At 66.5% G+C, this 704-nt stretch carries 1 protein-coding gene; it reads right to left on the bottom strand.

Features of this window, described 5'->3' with window-relative positions; translation table 11 throughout:
- On the bottom strand, positions 1-704 hold a 704-nt coding region (locus ACEPPI_RS40565), incomplete at both ends, for a potassium-transporting ATPase subunit KdpA (RefSeq protein WP_373920250.1).

Below are 704 nucleotides of genomic sequence, written 5' to 3'. Positions count from 1 at the left end.
GCGAACGCGGAGCCGTTGTTGTTGGCTCCGGAGGTGTAGGCGTAGAGGACCTCGGAGAAGCCGTGCGCGCCGGAGTTCAGCATGGAGTGGGGCGGGGTGGGCAGGGCCATGGCGGCGGCGGTGAAGCACAGCACCAGGGCGGGGGTGATGAGGATGTAGCAGGCGGCGAGTTTGATCTCGCGGGTGCTGATCTTCTTGCCGAGGTATTCGGGGGTGCGGCCGACCATCAGGCCGGCGATGAATACCGCGATGATCGCCATGACCAGCATGCCGTAGAGACCGGAACCGACACCGCCGGGCGCGATCTCGCCGAGCTGCATGCCCAGGAGCTGGATGCCCCCGCCGAGACCGGTGAAGGAGGAGTGGAAGGAGTTGACCGCACCCGTCGAGGTCAGCGTGGTGGCGACGGAGAAGATCGCGGATCCGCCGATGCCGAAGCGGGTCTCCTTGCCCTCCATCGCCCCGCCGGCGACGTCGAAGGCCGGGCCGTGGTGGGCGAACTCGGTCCACATCATCAGCGCGGTGAAGGCGAGCCAGATGGTCGCCATGGTGGCGAGGATCGCGTAGCCCTGGCGCAGGCTGCTGACCATGCGGCCGAACGTACGTGTGAGGGCGAAGGGGATGACCAGGATCAGGAAGATCTCGAAGAGGTTGGAGAAGGGGGTGGGGTTCTCGAAGGGGTGGGCGGAGTTGGCGTTGAAGTA

The organism is Streptomyces sp. AB3(2024), from assembly GCF_041862025.1.
Lineage (GTDB): Bacteria > Actinomycetota > Actinomycetes > Streptomycetales > Streptomycetaceae > Streptomyces.
The sequence above is the reverse complement of the archived record's forward strand: the minus strand, read 5'-3'. Positions and strand labels throughout refer to the sequence as shown.